The sequence below is a fragment of the Streptomyces sp. NPDC053513 genome (assembly GCF_044544765.1).
Taxonomy (GTDB): domain Bacteria; phylum Actinomycetota; class Actinomycetes; order Streptomycetales; family Streptomycetaceae; genus Streptomyces; species Streptomyces litmocidini.
The window spans coordinates 29,378-48,464 of record NZ_JBITXP010000031.1 but is presented as its reverse complement, the minus strand read 5'-3'; the positions used below and the strand labels follow the sequence as shown (position 1 = coordinate 48,464).

Annotated in this window: 15 protein-coding genes and 4 pseudogenes; 14 read left to right on the top strand and 5 right to left on the bottom strand. The window is 67.6% G+C overall.

Annotated features, from left to right (window positions below; all coding sequences use genetic code 11):
- Nucleotides 1–146 precede the first annotated feature (146 nt).
- The 3 genes and pseudogenes from ACIGW4_RS33600 to ACIGW4_RS33590 all read left to right on the top strand — a co-directional run.
- Entirely contained in the window at nt 147–905 is a 759-nt protein-coding gene (locus ACIGW4_RS33600; RefSeq protein ID WP_399585089.1) for a GntR family transcriptional regulator, read from the top strand.
- Nucleotides 902–1,489 carry an AAA family ATPase gene (locus tag ACIGW4_RS33595; RefSeq protein ID WP_399585087.1) on the top strand — a complete coding sequence of 196 codons (588 nt, stop codon included), beginning with the start codon at nt 902–904 and terminating at the stop codon, nt 1,487–1,489. Before ACIGW4_RS33600 ends, ACIGW4_RS33595 begins: the two co-directional genes overlap by 4 nt.
- 116 nt (nt 1,490–1,605) lie before the next feature.
- Nucleotides 1,606–1,779, top strand: a pseudogene (locus tag ACIGW4_RS33590) (helix-turn-helix domain-containing protein); the annotation flags it as partial.
- Here the strand turns inward: ACIGW4_RS33590 and ACIGW4_RS33585 are convergent.
- Complete coding sequence (locus ACIGW4_RS33585; protein ID WP_399585182.1) at nt 1,696–1,869, bottom strand: hypothetical protein; 174 nt, start codon at nt 1,867–1,869, stop codon at nt 1,696–1,698. The pseudogene ACIGW4_RS33590 and the gene ACIGW4_RS33585 overlap by 84 nt on opposite strands.
- A gap of 126 nt (nt 1,870–1,995) precedes the next feature.
- Between ACIGW4_RS33585 and ACIGW4_RS33580 the strand changes: the two genes are divergently transcribed.
- The 10 genes and pseudogenes from ACIGW4_RS33580 (at nt 1,996) to ACIGW4_RS33535 (ending at nt 14,037) form a co-directional block, all read left to right on the top strand.
- Complete coding sequence (locus ACIGW4_RS33580; RefSeq protein ID WP_351220501.1) at nt 1,996–3,036, top strand: DNA-binding protein; 1,041 nt, start codon at nt 1,996–1,998, stop codon at nt 3,034–3,036.
- A 4-nt stretch (nt 3,037–3,040) separates the two neighbouring features.
- The gene (locus ACIGW4_RS33575) at nt 3,041–3,721 is read left to right on the top strand and encodes a RibD family protein (RefSeq protein WP_399585084.1); all 681 of its coding nucleotides are present in this window, start codon (nt 3,041–3,043) and stop codon (nt 3,719–3,721) included.
- Nucleotides 3,721–4,185: a deaminase gene (locus tag ACIGW4_RS33570; protein ID WP_399585082.1), complete on the top strand. Its 465-nt coding sequence runs from the start codon at nt 3,721–3,723 to the stop codon at nt 4,183–4,185. The genes ACIGW4_RS33575 and ACIGW4_RS33570 overlap by 1 nt, the downstream gene beginning before the upstream one ends.
- A 116-nt stretch (nt 4,186–4,301) precedes the next feature.
- On the top strand, nt 4,302–4,568 hold the full coding sequence (locus ACIGW4_RS33565) for a helix-turn-helix transcriptional regulator (RefSeq protein WP_399585079.1): 267 nt from the start codon (nt 4,302–4,304) through the stop codon (nt 4,566–4,568).
- Between the two features lie 963 nt (nt 4,569–5,531).
- Nucleotides 5,532–7,049 carry a transcriptional regulator gene (locus ACIGW4_RS33560; RefSeq protein WP_399585078.1) on the top strand — a complete coding sequence of 506 codons (1,518 nt, stop codon included), beginning with the start codon at nt 5,532–5,534 and terminating at the stop codon, nt 7,047–7,049.
- A gap of 13 nt (nt 7,050–7,062) precedes the next feature.
- Complete coding sequence (locus ACIGW4_RS33555; protein WP_399585075.1) at nt 7,063–7,953, top strand: DciA family protein; 891 nt, start codon at nt 7,063–7,065, stop codon at nt 7,951–7,953.
- Nucleotides 7,954–8,356: 403 nt separating this feature from the next.
- Nucleotides 8,357–9,664: pseudogene (dnaB, locus tag ACIGW4_RS33550) on the top strand (replicative DNA helicase); the annotation flags it as partial.
- Nucleotides 9,665–9,984: 320 nt separating this feature from the next.
- Nucleotides 9,985–10,461 carry a hypothetical protein gene (locus ACIGW4_RS33545; RefSeq protein ID WP_399585073.1) on the top strand — a complete coding sequence of 159 codons (477 nt, stop codon included), beginning with the start codon at nt 9,985–9,987 and terminating at the stop codon, nt 10,459–10,461.
- Nucleotides 10,462–10,682: 221 nt separating this feature from the next.
- Nucleotides 10,683–11,012 carry a trypco2 family protein gene (locus ACIGW4_RS33540; RefSeq protein WP_399585070.1) on the top strand — a complete coding sequence of 110 codons (330 nt, stop codon included), beginning with the start codon at nt 10,683–10,685 and terminating at the stop codon, nt 11,010–11,012.
- A gap of 2,713 nt (nt 11,013–13,725) precedes the next feature.
- Entirely contained in the window at nt 13,726–14,037 is a 312-nt protein-coding gene (locus ACIGW4_RS33535; RefSeq protein ID WP_399585174.1) for a hypothetical protein, read from the top strand.
- 437 nt (nt 14,038–14,474) lie between these two features.
- On the opposite strand, the gene ACIGW4_RS33530 is transcribed toward ACIGW4_RS33535, so the two are convergent.
- Nucleotides 14,475–15,292, bottom strand: a protein-coding gene (locus tag ACIGW4_RS33530) for an IS5 family transposase (RefSeq protein ID WP_399585067.1) whose coding sequence is annotated in 2 segments (ribosomal slippage) — nt 14,475–14,950 and nt 14,950–15,292 — 819 coding nt in all. Because the reading frame shifts where the segments join, the coding sequence is not laid out codon by codon here.
- A gap of 87 nt (nt 15,293–15,379) precedes the next feature.
- On the opposite strand from ACIGW4_RS33530, the gene ACIGW4_RS33525 reads away from it, so the two are divergent.
- Nucleotides 15,380–15,760, top strand: a complete 381-nt coding sequence (locus ACIGW4_RS33525; protein ID WP_399585064.1) for a hypothetical protein — start codon at nt 15,380–15,382, stop codon at nt 15,758–15,760.
- 178 nt (nt 15,761–15,938) lie between these two features.
- Here ACIGW4_RS33525 and ACIGW4_RS33520 read toward each other — a convergent pair.
- From ACIGW4_RS33520 to ACIGW4_RS33510, 3 genes and pseudogenes are all read right to left on the bottom strand, one after another.
- Nucleotides 15,939–16,136 (bottom strand): annotated as a pseudogene (locus ACIGW4_RS33520) (F0F1 ATP synthase subunit A); the annotation flags it as partial.
- Between the two features lie 1,220 nt (nt 16,137–17,356).
- Nucleotides 17,357–17,518, bottom strand: a pseudogene (locus ACIGW4_RS33515) (transposase); the annotation flags it as partial.
- A gap of 177 nt (nt 17,519–17,695) precedes the next feature.
- On the bottom strand, nt 17,696–18,925 hold the full coding sequence (locus ACIGW4_RS33510; protein WP_399585062.1) for an IS701 family transposase: 1,230 nt from the start codon (nt 18,923–18,925) through the stop codon (nt 17,696–17,698).
- Nucleotides 18,926–19,087 lie beyond the last annotated feature (162 nt).

Genomic DNA, 19,087 nt, shown 5'->3' with positions numbered 1-19,087 from the left:
CGAAGGGCGGACGACTACTGCGGTGGTGCGACTACGCGGTGTTCCCGGGGGATCACCGCCTTACTTACATCAGGTTGCCTCAGGTACCCTCAGGTGTCAAGCGGTATAGTGAGGCACCTAGACAGAAGAGAAGGAGGCGAGGCGACATGCCAGGGCAACCGCGGGCCGACAACCGGCCGCCATACGCGCGCATCGCGGGCCACTACCGCGACCTCATCAGCTCCGGGGAGCTGGCGCCGGGCGACCTGCTGCCCAGCATCCGCGCCCTGGCAGATCAGTGGCAGGTCAGCACCGCAACGGCTGACCGCGCCATGAAACTGCTGCGAGACGAGAAGCTGGTCAACGGCATCCCGGGCGTTGGCACCGAGGTCATGGCGCGTCCCGTGTCGCTCGCATCCGGATCGGAGCGCCACGATCGGAGCGCCACGACGAAGTCGTCGTGGGGCGTGGGGGAAAAATCCTCCGGCCACACCGCGGGCATGGTGCCGGCCCCCGAGGACGTCGCGGATGCGCTCGGCATCGAGCCCGGTGAGGACGTGATTCGTCGAAGCCGTGTCTACCGAGATGCTCACGGGATCGTCTCCCACTCAACGTCCTGGATCCCGGCGGAGTTCGCCCAGGTGCTGCCCGAGCTCGCGCACAGCGAGCGCCTCAAGGGCGGCCTGTCGCTGGACCTCGTCGCCGAAGCCACTGGGCGCCACGTCGTACAGCGTGTGGATGAGGAGACGGCACGCATCGCCACTGCCCGCGACCTCGAGCTCCTGGAATTGGAGCCCGACACCGTCGCAGCGATCCTTGTGCTGACCGCGCGCTTCCTGGACGCCGACGGCGAGCTGCTGGAGTACGGCGTGGACCTGGGCGCCCCCGGCCGCACCCGGCGAACCACGTCCGCGGTTCTGCGATGACCGGGCGCACCACCGGCCGCCCGGCTCCCACGCCTCGCGCGATCCTCATGTCGGGCCTGCAGGGCGCGGGCAAAACAACCCTCGCTCGCGCCCTGGAGAAAGCTGGCTTCCGGCGGCTCTGCCCCGACGAGGAGATGTTCCGCCGCTACGGCCACTACGGCCGAGACTTCCCCCGCGGGCAGTTCAGGATTCGAGAGGCGCCCGTACTCAAGGACATCGCCCTTGAGCTCGAAGAGCTCCTGGCGGCCGGACACGACGCCGTGGTCGACCACGGCTTCTGGACTCCGGAGGAACGGGCCCAGTGGGCAGCGACTGTGGTGAAGGCGGGCGGTGAGCCCATTCTGATCTACCTGCCGCTCCCGCACGAGGTGCGCTGGGACCGGATCCGGAAGCGCAACGAGCAATCGCTGATCGACGCGAACTCCATCGAGTTCAGCGAGGAGGACCTCCTTCGGCATGCGGGACGCTTCTCCCCGCCGACCGACGACGAGCCGCACCTCGTGTACGACGGCAATCCGGACAGCGTCCTCGCCCTGCTCCGCCGCGCGCAGCAGCCGGATGCGGATGGAACCGTAGAACACTGAGAGCCTCCCGAGTCGGCGGACCGTTGTTTCGGTTCTAGGTCCGCCACACTCGGGAGTTCCAGATCCGACATGTGGCCGGATCATCTGGCCACATAGGCCACGAGGTTGGGGGCGGGATGGCACAGAAGCCGAGGGAGCTGACGCCCTGGGTGTCGCCCTTGCACAACTGGGGATACCAGCTGCGGGAGCTGCGGACCGCACGGGGACTAAGCCTTCGCGAGCTCGGCAAGATCACTCGTATCGACCACAGCCACCTGGGACGATTCGAGCGAGCGGAGCGAACGCCCGACCGGTCGCAGGCCGTGGTCCTGGACGACAGGTTGGGCGCCAGCGGGATGCTGCTCCGCCTGTGGGAGCGGATCGGTGACGAGCGTGGCCATGTGGCCAATCCCCCGGCCCATGTGGCCAGATCATCAGTGGACCTAGCTTTCGCCGTGGCCGACCAGGCAGCGTCGGACGAAGGGATCTCGGTCCCGTGTCGTCTAGCTGATGGGTCGGTGATTTGGGTGGCTCTGAATCGGCGTGCGCTGCTGCGCACGGGGATGGGGCTCGGGGCTGCGGCCGCGGTCGGCGTCGGTTCGCCGGCCTTCGCGGACTCCGGTGCCGTTCCCGGTCTGGTCCGCAAGGCCCGGGCCGCGTACGCGTACGGCTCGACGCCGGTGGAGCACCTGCGTCGCACCCGCCGCCTGCTGATCGACAACGACAACCTGCTCGGGCCCCGGCACGCCGTCGCCGCCGTGCGCGACCACATCCAGGTCATCCAGGAGCTGCGCCGGGACGCGAAGGGCGCCGACCGGCGCGACCTGATGGAGCTCCAGACGCAGTACGGCGAGTTCCTGTCCTGGCTCTACCAGGACCTGGGTAACCCGCAGGCGGCGTCGTACTGGCTGGACCGGGCCATGCAGTGGTCCCACACCGTCGGCGACAACGACCTGACCACGTACGTCATGGCCCGCAAGGCGCAGCTGGCTGGTGACACGGCCGACCTGGTCGACGTGGTCGACCTCGCCGAAGCCGCCCAGCGCATGGCCCGTCCCCGCAGCCGCCTCGCCGCCGTCGCGCGCACCTATGAAGCGTACGGACACGCGCTGCGCGGTGACGCCGACGAGAGCGAGCGGGCGATCGACGACGTCCGCAACGCCCTCGATGGCGCCGCCGCCGACCCCACCCCGTGGGGCGTGTGGCTGAACGCCTCGTACGTAGAGGTCCACCGCGCCCAGGGCCTCGAGGCCCTCGGTAAGCACGACCAGGCCGCGGACGCGTTCGGCGCCGCCATCCGGCTGATGCCGGACGGCTACCACCGCGACCGGGGCGTCTACATGGCGCGGCAGGCCGTGGCGTTGGCCGGCGCCCGTGCCCCGGAGCAGGCCGCCGCCCTCGGGATGCACGCGCTGACCGTCGCGGAGGACACGGGCTCCGGCCGGATCACGAACGAACTCGTCCGGCTCGACAAGGCCCTGATCCCCTGGCAGCGCGAGCCGGCCGTAGCCGAGTTCCGCGCCACCTTCGACTCCACCCTCTTCCACGAGACTGAAACGGAAGCCTGAGCAGATGACTGCCCGCCCGTACGTTCTGCTGTCCGCCGCCATGTCGGTCGACGGCTACCTGGACGACACCAGCCCCGAGCGGCTGCTGCTCTCCAACGCTGAGGACTTCGACCGCGTCGATCAGGTCCGAGCGGAGTCCGACGCCATCCTGATCGGCGCGAACACCATGCGCCGGGACAACCCGCGCCTGTTGGTCAACAGCGACGAACGCCGTGCTCAGCGCGTCGCCGACGGCAAGCCGGCCTACCCGCTCAAGGTCACGGTCACCCGAACTGGCGACCTCACCGCCGACCTGAAATTCTGGCACCACGGCGGCGACAAGTTGGTCGTCACCGTCGACAGCGCGGTGGAAAAGGTCCGTGCGACGCTCGGAGACCTCGCCGACGTCGTCAGCGTCGGGCCCGACCTCGACTGGGGCCTGGTCCTCGATGAGCTCGGGCGCCGCGGCGTCAAGCAGCTGATGGTGGAGGGCGGCGCCACGATCCACACCCAGCTCATGGCGCAGAACCTGGCCGACGAGGTCCACCTCGCCGTCGCGCCGCTGCTCGTGGGCCAGGCCGACGCCCCGAAATTCCTGGGCGCCGCCGACTACCCGGGCGGGTCGACCTCCCGTATGCGGCTGCTGGAGGCCCGCGCGATCGGCGACGTCGTGCTGCTGCGCTACGCCCCGAAGGAGCGCGGCTGATGTACGCGCCCGACCGAGACGAGGACCTCCGCTGGATGCGGCGCGCGATCGGCCTCGCCGCGCTGTGCCCCCCGGCCGCCGGGGCGTACTCGGTGGGCGCGGTCATCGTCGCCGAGGACGGCACCGAGCTCGCGGCCGGCTACTCGCGCGAGACCGATCCGCGTGAACACGCGGAGGAGGCTGCCCTCGCGAAGCTCCCGGTGGGCGACCCGCAGCTGGCCATGGCGACGATCTACTCCTCCCTGGAACCGTGCTCCCAGCGGAGCGCGGACCGCACTCCGTGCACGCAGCGGATCCTTGAGGCCGGGATCCCGCGCGTCGTCATCGCCTGGCGCGAACCGCCGTTGTTCGTTGCCGACTGCGTGGGGGTCGAGCAGCTCGCCGAGGCGGGCGTGGACGTCGTGGAACTGCCGGAACTCGCGGAGGCCGCACGCGCCGCGAACTCGCACCTGGGGTTCTCGTGACCACGCCTGTCCGTGATCTCGGCATCGCCCTTCCGATGGAAGCAGGCCAGGCGCTCCCCTCACAAAGATCCAGTAATGTATGGTTTCGGAGAACATCAGATGGGATGGAGGCTGCCATGTCGGGTCCGCTGCGTCGAGACGATGCCCTAGTGGATGCTGACACGCTTCCCCCACCGCACATTCGTCGGCAGCTGCGCATTGCCGCGAACCTCACGCAGGAGGAAGTCGCCGAGGCCCTCGGCGTCAAGCGCCTCGCCATCGTCGGGTGGGAAGCCGGCCGCACGCAGCCTCACCGCAGCAACCGGCTGAAGTACGCAGAGTTTCTTCGCGGGCTGGCTAAGGCACACCCGGCAGTTGCCCAGGGAGGTCCGCGTGAGGACTGATCTTGCTCCCGGTTTCGGGTACGCCGACTCCACCTTCGGTTTCGAGGGGGTCGGGGTGACGTAGCCGCCACGGGCCGCGCGCCTACCGAGAGGACGGCAATCCACTCGGCCTCGCGCGGCCCTTCGCGCCGACCATCAGGTCGGCCGCCCAGTCCCCGGTTGGCCCCGGTTCTGGGCTCCAGCTCATCGAGCTGGATTGAGCAATCCAATGCAGTACCCGGTCCGCGAGGACCACGCACCACCACCGCAGCAGCCCTCCGGCAAGAGGGCTTCTGCATAGCACCACCGAAGTGGCTCCGCCATTCCGACAGCCCCGGCAAGGGCTTGGGAACACGGCACGACCAGCCCGAGGGCTGTCCGTGTCATCCGTCCGATTCACCACAAGAGAGAACGGAGACCCGCCTCTGGTTCCTCGTCCGGCGCCCGCTCCTCACGGAGGGGGACCACCCACCTACCTGCTGAAACATCCATCCGGCGATACGCCGGAAGATACAGAGAGGCGGACGTCCTCATAGTGCCCGATCTGGTGTCCCCTGAAAAGTCGAGCCCTGCCCGTTTCAGTATGATTCGCACCTTTGGCGCGTTTCACGTGACGGAACAGGCATCCGAGATCTTCCTGTTCGCGCCTTTTGAACAGGAAGTGGTTCTTCCTGTAGGAAGCCACAGCCCGGCTGGGTCTGTCTGGTGGGTGTCCGTCCGCGTCCGCGACAACCTCGTCGGTGGCGTCCTCGAGGGGGTCGTCCCGTGTGGCGGGACACGATCCGAGGTTTCTGCCCACCGTGCGGGAGCGCGGGGGGTGATCCGCGCTGAGCGGACTCTGTCCACAGGCCGTCTGGTGCAGGGTCGGCGGATGGATCACGAAGCGTGCGTTTTGCCTGCTGAGGGGGGTGTCTGCTTTGGCGTGCACACCAGCCTGATGACGACACAGGCGATCTTCACCACCTCGGCCGGGACGGTGGGCCGATGAGCGGCGTGGCGGCACCGGTCGCCGCGCTGGTTCCTGCCCCGCGTCGGTCGGTCGACGGCGACGCGGTCTCGGTACTGCCCACGCTGTACGTGCCGGAGGCGTCACAGTGGCTGTCGACGTCGGCGGGCCGGATCGCGGGCGACGGTTACTCCTGGATGCAGGCGGTCCACTGGGTCGCCGGGGCTGGGCTCTACAAGCCGCGGCGGCATCGGTCGCACGGCCCGCGCTCGTTCGGGCCGACGACCGTGCGCGTCGCCCAGGAGCTCGCCCAGCTGTTCCCGTGCCGTCCGGGGATCGAGTACCTGGTGCGCTGCACCGGGCTGTCGGAGCGGTCGGTACAGAACCACCTGCAGATCCTGCGGGAGACGGGGCTGCTCGCCTACATCGTCAAGGGCACCCGGGTGTCCGGCGGCCCGGCGCAGGCCAGCGAGTTCGCACGGATGATCCCGGTGGAATTCGACGCCGCGCTGGGGATCCGTACGGCCGGTGAGGGGACGGGGCGGCGGGTTGTCGGAATCGCGGAGGCGGGTCGGGAGCTGATCGCGGCGCTGGCGGCGCGGGCGGCGAAGAAGGTCCGCCGGCCGCGCCCGAAGGCGGCGAAGCCTGTCTCGAAGGGCTCGCCGACGGGTGTCCCGGAAGGCGCTGGCGAGGCGGCTGAGACGGCTGTTTCGGCGAGGTCACGTTGCACCCCAATGGGGGGTGGTGCTGATGGTTCTTCTACTGCCGGTACTACTTCGCTCCCCCCTGAGAACAAGCTCGCAAGCGGGCAGAACGAGTCGTCGAGCAGGAAGAAGTCCAAGGCAAAGGCCGGTGGCCGGAAGAGCGGGCGCCGGAAGCTGAACATCATTGGGCGCCGCTACCAGCTGGGCCGGGAACTGACGCAGCAGGTGGAGTGGCTGCGCGGCTGCGCGGTGCCCCGCATCTCCTGGGTGGCCCGGCACCTCGCCGATGCCGGATGGACGGTGACCGAGGTCCTTGCCTGGCTGTACCTGCGCAGCAGCGCCGAGAAGGTCTACCGCGGCTCGGGCCTCCTCGCCGTTCTGCTCGCGAACGCGCAGAACGTGCTGGACACCCCGGCCAAGCGGGCCGACGCCGTCGCCCAGTGGCGCGGTGCCCAGGAGGCCCGGCGTTGTCACGACATCGAGCGAGTCCGTGCCGACCGTGAGCGCTACGAGGGTGACTGGCAGGCTCCGCGGAACCGCGGGGTCCACAACGAGGTGAACGTCGCCGTCGTCCAGCTCAAGAGCGCCCTTCGTCCGGCCGTCCAGGACCTTCCCGACGACAGCAGCTTCGGCGCGGCGGCCTTCGAGGTCGGCGACCAGGAGCTCGAGGACATCCGCGCGGTCGCCCAGGCCGGGCTCGAGAACGGCGACACCAGTTTGATCAACGACACCATCCACGCCTGCGGTTTTGAGGAAGCCCTGCGCGTCTACGGCCTCGACCTCATGCGCCGCGCCCGCCAGCTCGACGGGTTCCGCCGCAGCTCCCTGACCACACTCGCCTACGGCGCCTGAGGAGGCATCAACCATGACCGAGACCACCCAGACCACCACCGGCGCCGTCGTCCCCGCACAGCCGGACGCCACCGGTCCCGCGCCGTCCGGGGCCGACCTGGCCCGCCTCATGCTCCAGCGGGCCCGCCAGGACGCCAAGCAGCGCGGCAACGACCGGCTCGGCGCTCCCCGACGCCCGAAGAAGACGTCGAACGTCCAGTTCCACGGGCGCGCCCCCGTCGGGCTGGCCGGCGCTTTCCAGGGCCTGCTGGCCGACCGGGGCTGGGACGTCCCGGCCGCCGGCGGCAGCATCCTGGACCGCTGGCCCGACATCGCCGACGCCGTCGCTCCCAAGCTCGCCGCCCACAGCGTCGCCGTCGCCTTCCACCCGGAGACCGGGCAGCTCGACCTGCTCCCCGACTCGCCCGCCTACGCCACCCAGCTGCGCCTGATGACCCCCCGGATCATCGCCGCCGCCAACCAGCGGGCCGGCGCGGCCGCCGTGCGCACGATCCGGGTCCGCCAGCCCGGTACCGTCTCGACCACCCCGGCTTCGGTCCCGGTGCCCGCTGTCCGGACGGCCTGCGAGCCCACCGCTCCGGTGAAGACCCGAGAGACCGCCTCCGAGGGATACCGGCACGCGCTCGCCGCCCACCACGCCGCGTACACGCCCTTCCAGCAGGACCCCGCCCTCGCCGCCGCCGTCGGCCGCCAGGAACAGGTCCGTCGCGCCCTCGCCACCACCGTCTTCCCCGAACGCGAGGACGACCAAGAGGACGAGGCGCCGACGCTGCTGGAGGACGTCCGAGCCCAGCAGCGCCAGGTCAACGAAGCCGTCCGCGTCGCCGCGATCCTGCGGGCCCGCGCCGAACGCGCCGGACGGCCAGTGCCGACCACCGCTCCCGCGCTGCGTCAGGCAGGATGAAGCAGTTCAAATGCCCGAAATATGCGAGGCTTACTGCTTGCCTCCTGCACCGCAACCACGGTGATGTCCCCAACAGTCGCTAGCCATCCGGCTGTGCGTCTCTCGGTGTCAACCGGCTGGTGAAGACAGAAGAGACTGCGACGGGCAGGCGCCGACTTGCTCTCGCAGCGCACCGTGCGGCCGTGATCTTCGGGCGAGCAGTTCCACCCGTGAGCAGGAAGCCGCAGCCTTCGGCTGCTTTCCGGGTGCTGCCCATGGTGGGAAGGACTGGGGTAGTCCATCGAACTGACGAATCAGCAGTAAGCCATGGCTGTGGTCAGGTCGGCGTTTTACCGTATGACTGCGATCAAGACATGCGTCATGGACGGTGGGAGAGACGATGGGCACTCATAAGGACGGCATGCCCGTAGATCTTGCCGCTGAGCGTGCCGTTCTCGGAGCGATGATGCTGTCGAAGGACACCATCGCGGGCGTTGCGATGGCGCTAGTGCCGGAGGATTTCTACGACCCTGGCCATCGGCTGCTGTACTCAGTCATCCTTGGCCTCTTTAGCGCCGGGACCCCCGCCGATCCCACTCTGGTCGAAGCTGAGCTGGACAAGCGGAAACAGCTGGAGACCATCAGCCGTGACGTCATCCACGACCTGATCCACGCACCCGGCGCCCGCAAGGATCCCAACGCGGCGGCGCAACGGGTCATGGACGCAGCGGCCCTCAGGGCGACCGTCGAGGCGGCCCGCAAGGCCGAACGCCTCGTGACAGATGCAGACATCGACGACGCCGACGAGGTCCTGGAGGCGGCCCAGAGCGCCTTCTTCAAGGCCACGAGCCGTCAGCACCCCTCCGACAACGCCCTGCCTCTGGGCGACATCATGGAAGACACGCTCGACGACATCGAAGCCATCGGCAGCCGGTCAGGAACACTGCCCGGCGTCCCCACCGGGTTCACCGATCTCGACGCCCTGACCGGCGGCTTCATGCCCGGGCACCTGATCGTCATCGCCGCTCGTCCCGCCATGGGGAAATCCACCCTGGCCATGGACTTCCTCCGCAGCGCCTCCATCAAACACAGCACGCCCAGCGTGCTCTTCAGTCTGCAGTCCGGCCGCAACGAGATCACCATGCGGATCCTGTCCGCCGAAGCACGTGTCGCCCTCCACTACATGCGCAGCGGCACAATGAGGGACGAGGACTGGCACCGGCTCGCCAAACGGATGCCTGATGTCGCCTCTGCCCCGCTCTACATCCAGGACGCGGGATCCATGACCCTTCTCGATCTGCGAGCCCAGTGCCGCCGGCTACGCATGCGCAACGGTGCCCGCCTGGTCGTCGTCGACTCCCTGCAGACTCTCGACTACGGCACCCGCCGCTTCAGCTCCCGCTACGAGGAAGTCTCCGAGATCGCCCGCGGCCTCAAGGCCCTAGCCAAGGAACTCGAGATCCCCATCATCGCCGTGTCCGATCTCACCCGCGGCCCCGAGCAACGCACCGACAAAAAACCCATGATCAGCGACCTGCGCGACTCCGGCACCCTGGAAGAGATGGCCGACCTCGTCATCCTCCTCCACCGCGAGGACGCCTACGAGAAGCTCTCACCCAGAGCAGGCGAAGCCGACTTCATCGTCGCCAAGCACCGCCAAGGCCCCACCGCCACAATCACCGTGGCCTTCCAGGGCCACTACTCCCGCTTCGTCGACATGGCCCAGACCTGAAAGGAGAAGCCGCAGTGCTCGAGAACCTCGGCCGCTACGACGGCGCGCACAGTGACTACTGCAAGGCGCACCTGTGCTGCCGCTGCCAGCAGCGATCCTGGACGACCCGCCTGGGCGACGAACGCCTGTGCGGGCTGTGTGCGTCGTGCTGCATGGAATGCGGCCGGGCGCCGGCGCCTCACCTCGAAGGGCTGAACAACGGGGTCTGCGCGGAATGCCAGGGAAGGTGCGCACGCTGCGGCAACAGGGTCCCGGAGACGGGCCCCTGCCCGTGCCGGACGTGGAGGAAGGGGCCGGGAGGCGATCCGGTCGGCTTCGTTATGCAGGGCTTTCCCCAACCCCTGCTCCAGGCCCTCGGCCACCGCTTCCCGCGGAACCTGCCCGACATCCTCTTCGCCGAACTCAACCACCGGACACCGGCGCAGCTCCTCGCCCGCGTTGAGCGGCGCTGGCACACCCGCTGGTCCCACGCCATCCACGAACGCGACGAGGACAACCGGCGGCGCTGGGCACCACAGGAGATCGCCGAGTTCCTCGTCGGCCGCGGCCCCTGCCAGAACCCCGCCTGCGAGGACGGACACCTCATCCACGACGACACCCCCTGCGGCTACTGCCAGCAGCCCGAACATCGCTTCGTCCCCGGCACCGCAGAGGTCACCTCCACTAGCGAGCACGCCCGCAAAACCGCCGCCGAAATCCGCCAGACACTCATCGCCAACCGGACCGACCGGAAGAAGAAGCCGGGCATCCGCGTGGGGGCAGCGCCCTGGCCGCTTCCGCCCCAGGCCGATCGGTAGTCCTGCTTGGCTCCCTTTGCCACAGCGGTGGTGCTGCGGGCCTTGCCAATGCTGTCTGTGAAGCGAGCGCACTGCACAGCACGCGCGGTGGCCGCATCCTCCCAGCAAGACTCAACAATTCCAGCACCACCCGCCCATACCGGGCGGTCGATCGCGTCCTTCCGCAATAGGGGACCGCGCGGCAGACTGACTCTCCGCACAGAACCGATCAAGGAGAAACCATGGAATTAGAGCCCACCGAACTGTCCGAGGCGATCAAGGCAGTACGCGGGGGACTGGCGGCGGCGCAGCGGGACGGGGACGGATCGCCGATCCGGTTCACAGTCAGGGAGATCGTGCTGGACTTGGGGATCGAGCTGCGGCACACCGCCTCGGCCGGCGGCGGGGTCAAGGCGTTCGTGGTCTCCGCGGACGCCAAGGGAGAGCGGGCGAAGACGGCCACGCACCGGATGACGGTCACCCTGGCCGTGGCCCCGAACGGCGAGGGCAGCGACCTGCTGATCGGGGATACGGGCGGCGGTCGCGGCGGGCCCGTGGACGGTATGCGGTAGGAGGGGCGTGGTGGCGCGGGGAGGTGCGGTCCTGCGGACCGTCGAAGTCAGCAACCAGGACAAGGGTTCGTACGGGACCGGCTGCCTGATCGCGCCTGGTCTCGTGCTTACCGCGCACCATGTGGCTCTGCCCGGAGGCGACAGCCTCGTCACAGTCCGGGATACGGCGAGCACCGGTTTCACTGGGGCATCGGTGGTGTGGGAGAGCCCCGAACTGGATGCGGTGCTGTTGAAGGCCGATCGGACACTGGTCGGGGCCGGCCTGGGCGTCGTGCGGTGGGGCGAACTTGTCTGCGATCTACCGGGCCATCGCCCCGTGTGCTCGATGACCGGGTTTCCTAAGGCGATGCGCCGGCGGGTCTCTACCCGGCCCGAGCACTATGTCGACGACCTCAAGACGGTGGAGGGGACCATCGCCCCGCACACTGGATCCCGCTCGAAGCTGTATGGCTTCGAGGTCGACGGCGCTGTGCCGAGCGAGGTGAAGAACTGGCAGGGGCTGTCCGGGGCCGGGATCTTCTGCAATGGCGTACTGATAGGGCTGGCCCGCCTGGTCGACCGCCAGTGGGACCGGATCATCATGGTGCTGCCGCTCTCGCACCTACTGGCTGCCGACGGCTTCACTAACACGGTTATTGCTCACACTGGCATGGCCCCATTGCTGCAGCCCGCCGACCTGCGGCCGCTGATGGACAATGCGCCCGATCCGACACTGTCCTCCACCTACCTGCTCGATCCGCGTTCCCAGGTCACCGACCTCACCGGCGTGAACAGCCTCGTCCACCAGATCGAGCAGTGGTGCAAGAGCGGCAGCCGCATCGACATCGCCGCCGTGACCGGCCTGGGCGGCACAGGCAAGTCCCGTCTCCTCACCGAACTGTTACACCGGCTCACCACAGGCTCAGGCGAACAGCGGCCGTGGAGCGGGGGCTTCCTCGCCGAACACCCCGCCCACACCGACTACGAGATGCTCACCGCCGCCAGCTACCCACTGCTCCTGGCAGTCGACCTCGCAGAAACCCGCCTTCCCCAGATCCGCGACCTCGCCACGGCCCTGGCCGGCGCCCACGACGGAACCTGCATTCGCGTCATACTCCTGGCTCGCGGACACGACACCTGGTGGCCGGCCCTGCGCCGCCACCTGCGCACCCGCAACGTCGGCCCGGTCGGACATGTCTTCACCCTCACTCCCGACGACGCACTGAACGGCCACAGCCCGGAAGACATCTACGTAGAGGCCAAGGTCGCCTTCGCCCGCCGTATCCGACTGCTCCAGCAGGCCGGACACGGCGACGACACCTGGCCCGACCGCGTAGTCGCCGACGCACCCCGCCTGTACGGCGCCGGCATTGAGCACGCCGCCCGGCAACCAGTGATCTATCACCACATTGCTGCCCTGGCTGACGTCCTCGCCCACGCTAACCCGCAGTTCGCGCTGAACGACCACCCCATGGAGGTCCTGCTTGCCAACGAAGTGGAGTACGTACGGCGCGTCGCCGAAGCACGCCTTCCCGACGGCACCGTCGACGACAAGCTGATCCGCACTCTGGTCGCCGCTCAGTTCCTCGCCGGAGCCCGCACCGCGCGGGCCGGCCGTGCCGCTGTCCGAGCCGGATTCGACGTCCATCACTGCGGCTACGGGGTCACCGCGCCTCCTGACGCCCGTCACCTGGCCGCACTCGACGACGTCCTGACCGCCGCCTACCCGGCCACCGATGGAGCCCACTGGGGTTCCATCGGCCAGCCACTAGCCGCCGCATGGCTCGCCGAAGTCGAGACCGACAGCGACGAAGAGTTCATCGAAGCCTTTTTGCAGCACGACTCCCTCTCCACCGAACAGCGCCACCAGACCCTCAGAACCGTCGCCCGCACCGTCCAGGACCAGCCCAACCTCGCCGCTGGCGCCCAACGAGCCGTAGCTGCCGACCCCGAACGGCTGCTGCCGCTCGCGACCCAGATCGCCACCGCTGAACTCAGCACCGACCATGCCCGTCAGTGGCTCACCGGCCTCGAAAACGCCGTCGCCGACCGTGCCGCTCACCCCGATGCCGACCCCGACACCTACCAGTGGGCCAGCAGCCTCATCAGCCAAGCCCAGGAGGACACGGCTGCCGACAGAGACGACCTGGAGGAGCTAATCGGCGCAGCCCCCGCCCAGGAGCCCGACGCTCCGGAACAGCCGACCCCGGTTGTGGCCCCGGCTGCCCCCTCCGCCGACTCCCCCCTTGTCCTGGTGAAACTACAGGTCGGCTGGCTCACCCGGATCGTCATCACTTTCCTCGGCCTCTGCCACCTGCTCCTGGTCGCAGCCGTCCCCTCCGTTGTCGCTCTCACCACCAGCACCAAACACGACGGCTGGGTCATGTGGCTCTTCGTCCCCATCAACCTGGGCCTGCATCTGACCATCGCGAGCACCTTCGGCAGCCGCCGCCTCGGAACCCTTGCGTTCTCCTGGATCGCACCACTCTTCACGATCGCGTTAACGACCCTGTCCGGCCTCATGCTCAACCAGCAGTGGCCCCTGAACTGGCTCCCGCCCTGGCTCCTGTGGCCAGCCCTCTTCACCATCGGCCTCACAGCCCTGACCTACGCCTGGCGCATCTCATTCGGCCAACTCCAGGACGTCCCGCAATCACCCGCACCAAATGCAAGCGAGCCCAGAACACCGCCGGACGAGCTCCCGCTGTCTACGGCAACGGAAAGGCTGACGCGCATGAACAGGCGGTGGGAATTGCTGCGCCGCCGGGTCTACGGAACCGACCACGCCAGCCCTAACCCGGGCCCATTGCCGTGGCGGACCTATGCCGCGCTCGTAGGCGGGCCGCTGGACGGGCTGCTCCTGGACATCACGGGCTGGACGAAGGACGAGATCGACACCGGCGCAGCACTGTCCACCGAACTCGGGCAATTCCCGGGCGGCCGCGCGCTGTACATCCCTGACCTCGACGAACCGCGGGCACCGGACCCTGGCGTGACGTGTTGCTTTTACTACTCCGGTGATACGCCCCGACCAGTCGATAAGTGACACGCCCACCAGCACGAAAACTCGTTCCCATATGGCGGGTCATGGACGTCGCCTGTCCTGAGTGTGGTGCTGCGCTCAGCTCGAACTCCACGCCCCCGGACGGCTGACCGCACCAGCCCCGCTCCGGGCGTTGCTACCGGTATGGGGCTGATCGTCCGGGCAGAACCCGGCATCGAGAAGCAGGCGGACGAGGTGGAGGCAGCGCGCTGGATGACGGTGCAGCGGCGGGCGGGGGAGCGGGGCCGGCACCGGTACATCGCGCACGACCTGGCTCCCGAGCCCCGTCCGACCGCCCCGGCCGACGTCGTCCGGGAGGGTGCCGAGACGGTCGTGGCCAGCAGACTCGAGACCTCGGCCAGTTCTCAAGTTGGTGAGGGATCGGGTTCTCCGGTTGGTGAGGGATCCCTCGCGTATAAGGAATCACCTAAGACCGTGTCTCACGTGGTGATCTTGGCGAGCTTCTTGTAGCAGGTCATGGCTGCAGCAAGGCCGAGGAAGGCGAGGAAGTGACCGCCCTTTCGTTCATAGCGGACGGTCAGGCGGCGGTATCCGAAGAGCCACGAGATCGATCTTTCGATCTTCCATCGGTGTCTCCCGGGACGTTCGGAGGACTCCACGCCTGGCCGGGCGATCCGTGGAGTGATGTTGCGTTCGCGCAGCCACGCCAGGTTGCCGGCCGAGTGGTAAGCCTTGTCGGCCCGAACCTTGTTAGGGCGTCGCCGGCGAGGGCCGCGGCGAGAGCGGACGGCCGGGATCCCGAGAACGAGCGGGCCAAGCGCTTGGACGTCGTTGACGTTCGCGGCGGACACCCCGACGACCATGGGCAGCCCCTGCGCGTCGGTCAGAACGTGCAGTTTGCTGCCCGCTTTGCCTCGGTCGACCGGATTCGGCCCCGTCAGAGAACCCCCTTTTTCGCGCGCACCGAGGCCGCGTCGACGATCACAGAGCTCCAGTCGAGTCCGCTGCGGGCTCCGGTCTTGTCCAGAATCACGCGGTGCAGGCGGCGCCATACTCCGGATGCGGTCCAGACGGAGAACCTCCGGTGAGCCGTCGCCGACGACACTCCGAATGTCGGTGGCAGATACCGCCACGCGCACCCGCTGGTCAGCACGTATACGACGGCCGTGAACACGGCACGTTGGTCGACCGGCGCGGTGCCACCGCCCTGCGGGCGCGAGCGGAAGGACGGCAGCACCGGCTCGACCAATGCCCATAGATCATCCGGTACGAGTCGCTGCGACAGATCCCCACCCATGAACGATCATGATGCCGCTGCCAGCCACCCTGGCGACGGCTGGTGGAGGTGTTGGGCTGGTTGCCCTCGCCACCTCAGAATGGGCGCATGGCTCCTCTCTCCATCGACCCGCGCTCGTTGAACGCCGACGAGCGCGCAGTGCTTGAACACATCCTGTCGGCGGAGTTCGATGGCGCGTCGCAACTGCGGAATCAGCTGGACCGCACCGAGGTGACCGCTGTCTGGGGGGTCGGCTCCGTGAGCGTCGATCTGCAGGTCCGGGAACCGTGCGAGCATGCGGCACTCCCGACCGAGCTCGTTCCCGTGGACGCGCACGTCCATGACCCGTCCGGCGCCTACGTCGGCAAGATCCTCGTATGGACGGACCGGGGAGCCACGCTCGCGGCCCTGGAGTTCGCCTGGGTCACCGACGAGATGCCCACGTCTCTCCCCACTGTCATGCACGGCCGGCTCAGCTGGCCGTCCTGACGGCTCCCCCCTCAGCCCCTATGCCCCGCAGGGGACGAGATCGCCACGTGAGACACCGTCTAAGTGCGCAGAGACCCACTGCTCTCGCGAAGTAGCGCCACGAACGCCCTCGAGCCACACTGAATTGAGCCTCGTTTTCTGGACGGTGGGCACCATGACCTTGTTTCGTCGACATAGAGCCGAGGCCGTTCGTGAGGTATCCGGTGGCCAGCGAGAACATCACGATCAGCAGGCGACCGGCGAACATGTTCGCGAACAGTCGCACCGCGTGCGTGAAGAGCCGGATGAGCCGGTTCGAGAAGAACTGGAGCAGAATTATCAGCGGGAGGGTCGCGACCAGCAGCTTGTCGTAGCCGAGGATCTCCTTCCAACCACCGCTCCCATCAACTCACCAAAAACGAGTGAATGGAAGTTCTTTCACCACAGGTCAGCTTGGCGCGCCCACGCACTCGCTAGAATCGACTACCTCAAGGCGCAGCTCGAGTTGGAAGCATGCCCCCCGGAGGACTGCGCTCAGAAATCTTTGATTAATAGCGCAAGCGACCTGATTTCCCAGGCAGAGAAAGCACTTAAAGTCGTTTGGCCGTGGTCGTCCGCCTCCGGATGGGCCACCGAGCGAGCATGGGCAAATATTCATGCAGTCGAGGTTCTGCTCGCACAACTCGCCGATTCTAAAAACATCGCGAGTCGCGGATTTCACCTCTGCTCGATGATCTCCTACCTAGAAGACGAAAACGGGCAGCGGCAGCGCGCTGTCCGTCTATGTAAAAAAATGATGGCCGGCCAGGAGCTGGCTAAGTATGAACGTCAATTAGTGACCGGCTTCCTCAGGGATGCCTACAGAAGTCGCGACAAAGAATTTGCAAGGATGAGGAGCATTCGAAATGCCCTCCTGATCTCGACCATCCTAACCTCCATCCTGCTCGCAGGTTTTACACTCGCCCTCTACTTGCATCGGATCCCCGTGATGGATCTATGCTTCGAGGCGACCAAACCCGGCATCCGGCCGGTCGTAATTGACGTCTGCCCTTCGGGAGAGGGGGCTAACCTACATACCACGGCCGCCGATATCCTGCTGATTGAAATCGCAGGCGCGTTCGGCGCTGCATTGACTGCTATTGCGTCACTGCATAGCATGTGGCCGACGAGTGCGCCATATCGAATTCAATTGGCTTCGGCGACACTGAAGATCCCTGCAGGGGCTCTCTCTGCGCTTGTGGGACTCATGCTGATTCGGGGGCGGTTCGTTCCCGGATTGTCCGATCTCGATACTTCTACGCAGATTCTCGCCTGGGCAGCAGCATTCGGCGCGGCACAGCATTTGGTGACTCGCATGGTTGATGCGCGAGTGAGGGACGCCATTCCCGCTTCGGAGCGTCAAGAGCGCGAACGCCCCCGCACGAGAGATCGCGACTCCAGTCGATAGAGTGTAGGGTCACGAGCCTGAATCCCCGCCACATTGCCGGCAAAATCGTGCTATCGATTCCATCGACGCCAGGAACGGGGCCCTGCTATCTGATCCGCTCGCCCCGATTGGGCAGCCGAATGGCCTATCCCGAATCTCGGCAAGCTTGATGACGCTAATAGGACTGTGTCCTATGTGGTGAGTTTGAGGAGTCGCTTGTAGCAGCAGAGAGCTGCGGCCAGGCCGAGAAAGGGCAGGTAGTTGCGGGGACAGCGCTCATAGCGGTGGTTGAGCCGGCGGTAGCCGGTCGGCCAGGACATGGTCCGTTCGATCACCCACCTGCGACGCCCTAGCACTCCAGCCGGACTTTGGTGTTGTGCCTGGTCAACGGCTTGGGAGTGGGGAGTATAGCGGGATGTGGCCGGGTGCTGGGCGGGTTCGCCCGGCCCGTCCCGCGAACGAGTGCCCCCGCCGCGTGTAGTGGAAGTGCCGGGCCCGGGCCTGGTGTCGGCGACGCCATCGTGACCAGTTCACCGCGTGGTCCCTCTGTTGAGAAGGACGTCGGTGCCGAGCTGCCAGCAGACGGCGGATCTCGGCCGGGGTGAGGTCCACGAGCTCGGGCGTGTTGTGGCCGGCTCCCCCTTTTCTCGTTCCTGGGCGGCAACGACGGCCAGGAAGGCGTGGGCGAGCATGGCCAGGGTGATGTGCCGATACCAGCCGACGTAACGGCGGACCTCGTACTGATCCAGACCGCATTCGTTCTTCGCACTCTGGAAGCACTCCTCGATCTTCCAACGGCATCCTGCGATCCGCGCGAGGTCGGCAACCGTGGCGTGCAAGGGTGCGGAGGCGAGGAAGTACGTAATCTCGTCGGGCTTGGTGATGCTGCGACGGGCGAGCATCCAGCGTTGCCGGGTGGGCTCGTCGCCGTCGAACTCCCAGACCGCAGGCAGGCGGGCGGCGGCCCAGTCGTAGAGCCGCGGTCCTTTGGCTCCGTCGCCGCAGGACAGACGTTGCCATGCCTCGGCCGGGGCCTGGCCGATGAGGTGGTCGATGCGGGGTCCGTGGACCTGCTGGGACTTCGGGACGGCCATGACGTAGGACAGGCCCGAGTCTTCGAGGAAGCGGCGGAAGCGGGAGTCCTGTCCGTAGGCGGCATCCGCGGTGACCCAGGCGATGGGCAGTGGGGAGGCCTGGGCTCGCAGGACCATGGTGCGGGCGAGGTCGTTCTTGGTCGCGAAGTCGCGTTGTTCGGGGATGCGGGCGGCTCGGCAGCGTTTGGCGTCGTCGGTCCAGGACTTGGGCAGGTAGAGCTCGCGGTCGATCAGGGCGTGTCCGCGAGTGGTGGCATAGGCGGCGAAGACGCCGATCTGGCAGTTCTCGGTGCGGCCGGCGGTGCCGGAGTACTGCCGTTGCACCCCGGCCGAGGTGCAGCCCTTCTTGACGAACCCGGTGCCGTCGATGATCAGAACACCGTCGTCGGCGCCAAGGTGCTCGGCAACGTATTCCTGCAGGTCGTCGCGGATCTCGTCGGCCTCCCAGCGACTCTTCGCCAGCAGGTGCTGCAGCCCGTCGGGAGTGGAATGCCCCGCGAACTCGGCCAGTTGCCAGGAGTTCTTCCTGCCCACTGGGCCGAGGAGGCCACGGGTGTAGTCCCGCATCCGCCGTCTCGGCTCGACGCGGCCGAAGCGGTGGCCGATCTGCAGGAAGAGTTCTTCCAGTCCCTGTTCCCACTCGGTGGCGGGTACATCATCGATCACACGGAGTGGCTGTCCGGACCGCTTCCACTACACGCGGCGGGGGCACTCGTTCGCGGGACGGGCCGGGCGAACCCGCCCAGCACCCGGCCACATCCCGCTACACTCCCCACTCCCAAGCCGTTGACCAGGCACAACACCAAAGTCCGGCTGGAGTACTAATCC